This is a genomic window from Nocardia sp. NPDC058497, from assembly GCF_042720195.1.
Taxonomy (GTDB): domain Bacteria; phylum Actinomycetota; class Actinomycetes; order Mycobacteriales; family Mycobacteriaceae; genus Nocardia.
This window is the reverse complement of record NZ_JBHXMY010000328.1, coordinates 1-6,796: the sequence shown is the minus strand read 5'-3', so window position 1 is coordinate 6,796 and position 6,796 is coordinate 1. Positions and strand designations below refer to the sequence as shown.

Sequence of the window (6,796 nt, the reverse complement as noted above, 5' to 3'; positions counted from 1 at the left end):
CTCTACGTGTGCGCCCGTGACTGCCATTTCGGCCAGTGATCGCGTGAAGCGGGCGACCGAGTTCTCCTCGCGCCGCAAGGTCGCCACCACAGACATCGGGATCCCTGCCGACTCGGCGGTCGACTCCACCCCCATCAGCAGCAGCGGATGCGAACTCACCTCCACGAACACCGAGAAGCCCGTGCCGAGCAGCTCCCGTACTACCAGCTCGAACAGAACCGGCTCGCGCAGGTTCCGCACCCAATAGTGGGCGTTCAGCTGTTCCGGATCCACCGGTTGCCCGGTCACCGTCGACCAAAACTGTACCTCGGAGTGCTGATTCGCCCGCACCGTCGACAGCTCTGCCAGCAGCTGCGGGGAAACGGCATCGACCTGCGGGGAGTGTGAGGCGTAGTCGACCGCGACTTCTCGTGTCCGGATCCCATCGGCCGCACACGCGGCCACGAATCGTTGCACGTCGGCTGTCGGGCCGGACACGACGACCGATTCCGGTCCGTTCACCGCGGCGATCGAAATATCCACGGAGAAATCGGAATTCGTCAAACGTTCGGTCACCGCGTCGGCCGACGAGGCCACCGATGCCATCGTCCCCTGTCCTGCCAGCCCACGCAGGACCGCCGACCGCGCGACCACCACCTGTGCCGCATCCGCGAGCGACAATGCCCCCGCCACATGCGCCGCGGCGATCTCACCCTGCGAATGCCCGACGACCGCGTCCGGCCGCAGCCCGAACCACTGCCACAGCTCGGCCAGCGACACCATCACCGCGAACAACACCGGCTGGACCACGTCCACACGCTGCAGCCACCAGTCGTCTTCGTCGGCGAGGATCTCCGCCACCGACCACGACACCCACCGGGAGAACACCGCGTCGCATTCGCGCAGTTTGTTCGCGAATACCGGGTACCGCTGCGCGAGTTCACGACCCATGCCGATCCACTGCGCACCTTGGCCCGGGAATATCCACACGGTCTTGCCCGACCCGACCGTTCCCGACACCACGCCCGAATGCGGCCGACTCGAAGCCAACGCCGCTGCGCCAGTGGTCAACTGGGCGCGGTCGGCGCCGGAGATAATTGCACGATGCTCGAACCGGGCACGGCCCGAGACCAGCGACCATGCCACGTCGGCGGGATCGAGGTCCGGATTCGCCTCCATGTGGGCCACCAGCCGGGCCGCCGTCTCCCGCAGCGCCGGCTCTGTCCGCGCGGACAATACCCACGGCACCACGTCGCCGACAGCGCCGGAGCCGGCAACGCAAGGCGAATTATCCTCTACAACAATCGATTCGGTGGCAGAACTGGTGGTACCGGGTGCCTGTTCGATAATGACGTGGGCGTTGGTGCCGCTGATGCCGAACGAGGACACTCCTGCCCGGCGCGGGCGGCCGGTCTGCGGCCATGCCACCGCCTGCGACACCAGGGCCACCTGTCCGGCGTCCCAATCCACGTGCGAGGAGGGTGTGTCCACGTGCAAGGTTCTCGGCACGATTCCGTGCCGCATCGCCAGCACCATCTTCATCACACCCGCCACACCCGCGGCAGCCTGGGTGTGGCCGATATTCGACTTCAACGATCCCAGCCACACCGGATCAGCGGCGGCACGATCTTGACCATAGGTGGCCAGGATCGCCTGGGCTTCGATCGGATCACCCAACCTAGTACCGGTGCCGTGCGCCTCCACGACATCGACGTCGGCGGGCGAGAGGTTCGCGTTGGCCAGTGCACGCTGGATCATTCGTTGTTGAGCGGGGCCATTCGGAGCTGTCAGGCCATTGGACGCGCCGTCCTGATTGATCGCCGAGCTGCGGATCACCGCGAGTACCTCGTGGCCGAGACGGCGTGCATCCGAGAGTCGTTCCAGCACCAGCACACCCGCGCCTTCACCCCACCCGGTGCCGTCGGCGGCGTCGGAGAAGGATTTACAGCGGCCATCGGCCGCCAGTGCACGCTGTTGAGAGAACTCGACGAAGATCTCCGGCGTTGCCATGACGGTTACGCCGCCCGCGAGGGCCAGGGAGCATTCGCCTGATCGCAGGGCTTGCACAGCTTGATGCAATGCGACCAGCGAGGAGGAGCATGCCGTGTCGACCGACACTGCGGGGCCTTCGAGTCCGAGCACGTAGGATACCCGGCCTGACACGATTGCTCCCGCGCTACTGTTGCCCGGGTAGTCGTGATGCATCACCCCGGTGAACACACCGGTATCGCTGCCGCGCAAGGAGGTCGGGTCGATACCGGCATGTTCCAGTGCCTCCCATGCGGTTTCCAACAGCACCCGCTGTTGGGGGTCCATCGTGAGGGCCTCGCGCGGTGAGATTCCGAAGAAGCCGGCGTCGAACCATCCGGCCTCGTGCAGGAATCCGCCCTCGCGCACATAGGATTTGCCGGGCACGCCCGGCTCGGGATCGAACAGGGCCTCGACATTCCAGCCACGATCGGTCGGGAACGTCGAGACGGCATCGCGTTCCTCGATCAGCAACTGCCACAAGCCTTCCGGCGAGGCCACCCCGCCGGGCAGCCGACAGGACATCCCGACGATGACCACCGGATCCGACGACTCGGCCAGCGGCGCGTCGACCGCCGCCCTGCGCTCGGCAGGAGAGTCATCGCCGCGTAGCTCGTCCATCACGAACCGCGCCACCGCCTGCGTGGTCGGGTAATCGAAAGCCAGGGTCGCCGGCAACCGGACACCGGTAACCGCACGCAGCCGATTTCGCATCTCGACCGCGGTCAGCGAGTCGAAACCCAGCTCGCGGAAGTTTCGCTCCAGCTCCACTTCCGAACCACTGTCGAAGCCAAGTACCATCGCCACTTCGGCCCGTACCACCGCCAGCACCGCACGCAGTGCGTCGGCCTCGGACACATCGACGATCTGGCGCTGCAGCGCGGTGGTGGTAGTCCCGGAGACGCGTCGGGTCGGCCGGACCAGACCACGCAGGATCGACGGAATCGCGGCCGCACGACGCAGCGCCGCCAGATCCACCCGCGCCGCGGTCACCGTCGCCCGCGGTTGAATCAGCGCGGCATCGAACCATGCCAGGCCTTGTTCCAAAGTCAGGCTCTGCATGCCGTCTCGCTCAAGTCGGCTCGTGTCCTCCCCTCGCAGGCGCGCACCCATGCCCACACCGGTATCCCACAGCCCCCACGCGATCGATACCGCGGCGAGGCCCTGCGCACGTCGATACTCGGCCAGGGCGTCGAGGAAGGTGTTGGCGGCTGCGTAGTTGCCTTGTCCGGCACCGCCGAATATGCCGGCGGCGGAGGAGTAGAGGACGAACAGTGCGAGGTCGAGGTCTTTGGTGGCTTCGTGTAGCCACCATGCGGCATCGGCCTTGGCCGCCAGCACGGTATCCAGGCGTTCGGGGGTCAAGGCCGAGACCACGCCGTCGTCGAGAACACCTGCGGTGTGCACCACACCAACGAGCGGCGCGTCGCCGGGTACGGCATCGAGCAGGGCCTGGATCTCTGCGCGAGAGGCCACGTCACAGGCCACCACCGTGACCCGCGCACCCAGCCCGGTCAACTCCGCAACCAAATCCGCTGCTCCGGGCGCGGATTCACCCCGCCTGGATGCCAATACCAGTGACCGCACGCCGTGCGTCGAGACCAGATGCCGCGCCGCCACGGCGCCCAGACCACCTGTCCCACCGGTGATCACGACCGTCCCTGCCGCCAATCGCGTTTCGGCCTCGCCCTCAGCGCCGGGCACCGCGGGCAAGCGCGTCAGACAAGCCGTATGAACGACATCCGCACGCACCGCCAGCTGCGGCTCATCCGCTGCGAGGACGCTGCCGATCAGGTCCTCCAGCTGCTGCGATCCCGTCGCATCAACGATGTCGATGTCGGCCAACAGGATTCCGCCCGGATCTTCCGACTGTGCTGACCGCACCAGGCCCCACACCGCTGCAGCGGCGACATCGATCACCGGCTCATCGGCCACTGCCACCGCGCCCGAGGTCAGCACCAGCAATCGCACGTCCGCGAGACGCTCATCTCGCGACCACGTCTGAACCACGGCCAAGACCTCATGCGAGAGACGATGTGCGCGTTGCACCACGCCCTCGTCGGCTCTGTCGTCACGCAGGTCCAAGACGACCACGCCCGGCAAGTCCTCGGCTCGTTCGGCCCAGTCCACGAACGCGGTCGCCGTGCGGAATGACGTGCTCTGAACCGCATCCTGGGCGCTCGAGGTCGGCTGCGGCGTCCAGCGCAAACCCAGCAGCTGTTCGCCGAGGGCCGGTGCGTCGCGGGAGACGATCGGTCGCGATACCAGGTTGCGGACCGTCAGTACCGGTTGTCCGGTGGCGTCGGCGGCACGAACACAGACTCCGTCCGTGCCGTCGGCATGCGCGATGTGTGCCCGCAGGGCAGTAGCACCGACGGAGTGGAGTTCGACATGTTGCCATGTGAAGGGGATCCGCGGCCTGTCGTGGCATTCCTCGTCCAGCGAGGTCGCGGGGATCGCTTGCAGCACCGCGTCCAAGAGCGCTGGATGGATACCGAAGTGCGAGTGCTCGCCGCCCGATTCGGGCAGTTCCGCTTCGACGAACAAATCCCGGTCGAGACGCCAGACCGATTTCAGACCATGGAACGCGGGCCCATAGCCGTAACCTGCGTCATCCAAACGGTCGTAGATGCCCTCGAGATTCACCGCCACAGCACCGACGGGAGGCCACGGTGCGGGTGCGGTCGCATTCTCGGCATCCTCGGACGTACCCGGCGCGACAGTACCTTCCGCGTGCAGAATCCAGGGCGAATCCTGGTCCGAGCCTGCGGATTCCGGTCGCGAATACACCGATGCCGGCCGCCTGTCGCCCTCCGCCGCGGCACCGATGACCACTCGAACTTGTACTCCGGCGGTGTCCGGCAATCCCAGCGGCGCGATCAAGGTCAGATCTTCCAGGAGGTCACAACCGACCTCGTCACCGGCTCGCATCACCAGCTCAACGAATCCGGTGCCCGGCAGCAACACACCGCCCGAAACCGTGTGATCGGCCAACCACCGGTGTGTACCCGCAGACAATCGGCAGGACACGATCACACCACCCGTCTCGGGAGCGGAGACCACCGCACCGATCAGCGGATGTGACGACGCCTGCAAACCCAGCACGCCCGCGTCGCCGCCGGCATCCGGTTCCAACCAGTAATGGCGGCGCTGGAACGCGTACGACGGCAGGTCCACCCGGCGTCGAGCGCTGTTGTCCCACAGTCGCTCCCATCTCACGACAGCACCGGCGGAACAGACCTCTACTGACGCGAGGGCTGCCAGCAGGCTCGCCGACTCGCCGCGATTGCGTCCCAATACCGCCGCCACGCGCGTATCCGGCTCCGCATCGCTCGTCGGGCGGCTATCGAGCAGGTCGGTGATCAAGCCGGTCAGCCCACCATCGGGACCGACCACGACGAACCGCGACGCACCCCACTCGTGCAGTGCCTGCACGCCGTCGGCGAAGCGCACGGACTCCCGGACATGCGAGACCCAGTACCCTGCCGACAGCATTGACGAATCTGCCAGCGCACCAGTCAGATTCGATACCACTGGAATCAACGGTTGCCGCCACCGGATCCTGGCCAGGTGCTGGGTGAAGTCGGCCAGCATCGGTTCCATCAGCGGCGAATGGAACGCGTGAGATACCCGCAGCCACCGCGCTCGCGCAGCGTCTCCCAGCTGCGCCACGACGGCCTCGATCTCAGCCCGTGCACCGGAAACGACGACCGAGCGTGCACCGTTGACCGCGGCGATACCCACCGAGGTTACCGACAGCGATGAAATCGACTCGGTCACTTCCGATTCCGATGCGGTGAGGGCGGCCATCGCTCCCCCGGGCGGCAGGGCCTGCATCAACCGTGCTCGCGCGGCGACCAGTACGACCGCATCTTGTAACGACAGCACCCCGGCCACGTGTGCGGCCACGATCTCACCGACGGAATGACCTGCCACCACATCCGGAGTGAGGCCGAACCATTCGAGCAACCGCGCGGTGGCCACCCCGACGGCGAACAAACCGGTCTGCGCGAACAACGTCGAATTCACAGCATGCTGCCGATCGCTGGGCGCGTCCTCGCCGCCTGCCCAGATCACTTCGCGCACAGACGAACCCAGTTCGGCTTCCAACAGAGCGCATACCTCATCGAAGGCAGTCGCGAACACGGGGAATCGTCGAGCGAGTTCACGGCCCATGCCGATCCACTGCGCACCTTGACCCGGGAATATCCACGCGGTTCTGCCCGGCCGAGCACTGCCGGAGGTCGACGCCGGGTGCGGTTGTCCGGACGCGAATGCCGACAGGCTGGCAAGCAGGGTGTCGCGGTCCGGGCCCGCTACAACGACCCGATGTCCGAACCGGGCCCGCCCGGACACCAACGACCAACCCACATCCGAGGGATCCAGCTGCGGATCGGCTTCGACACTGGTCAACAGCCGGGCGGCCATCTCCCGCAACGCCGGCTCCGAGCGCGCCGACAGCACCCACGGAAACATCGGGTCGTCTGCCGAGTCTTCCTTGTCAGGCTTCGACTTCGGTGCGGACCGGACCGGTGCCGGGGCCTGCTCGATGATCACGTGCGCGTTCGTGCCGCTGATTCCGAACGCGGATACGCCGGCGCGCCGTGCGTGACCGGTCTGCGGCCACGGCACCGCTGCGGTCGTCAGCGTGACCTGTCCGGCATCCCAATCCACATGTGTGGACGGTGCATCCACGTGCAGGGTCTTCGGCACGATCCCGTGCCGCCGGGCCAGGTACCCTTTGTGTACACCCCACACGCCCGCCGCCGCCGGGGTCTGGCGGATATTG

The 6,796-nt window shown here is 66.8% G+C and carries 1 protein-coding gene; it reads right to left on the bottom strand.

Translation table 11 applies throughout. The annotated features are described in order from the left end of the window. Positions 1-6,796: SDR family NAD(P)-dependent oxidoreductase (locus ACFWPJ_RS20755; RefSeq protein WP_378853680.1), on the bottom strand; the 6,796-nt coding region annotated here is incomplete at both ends.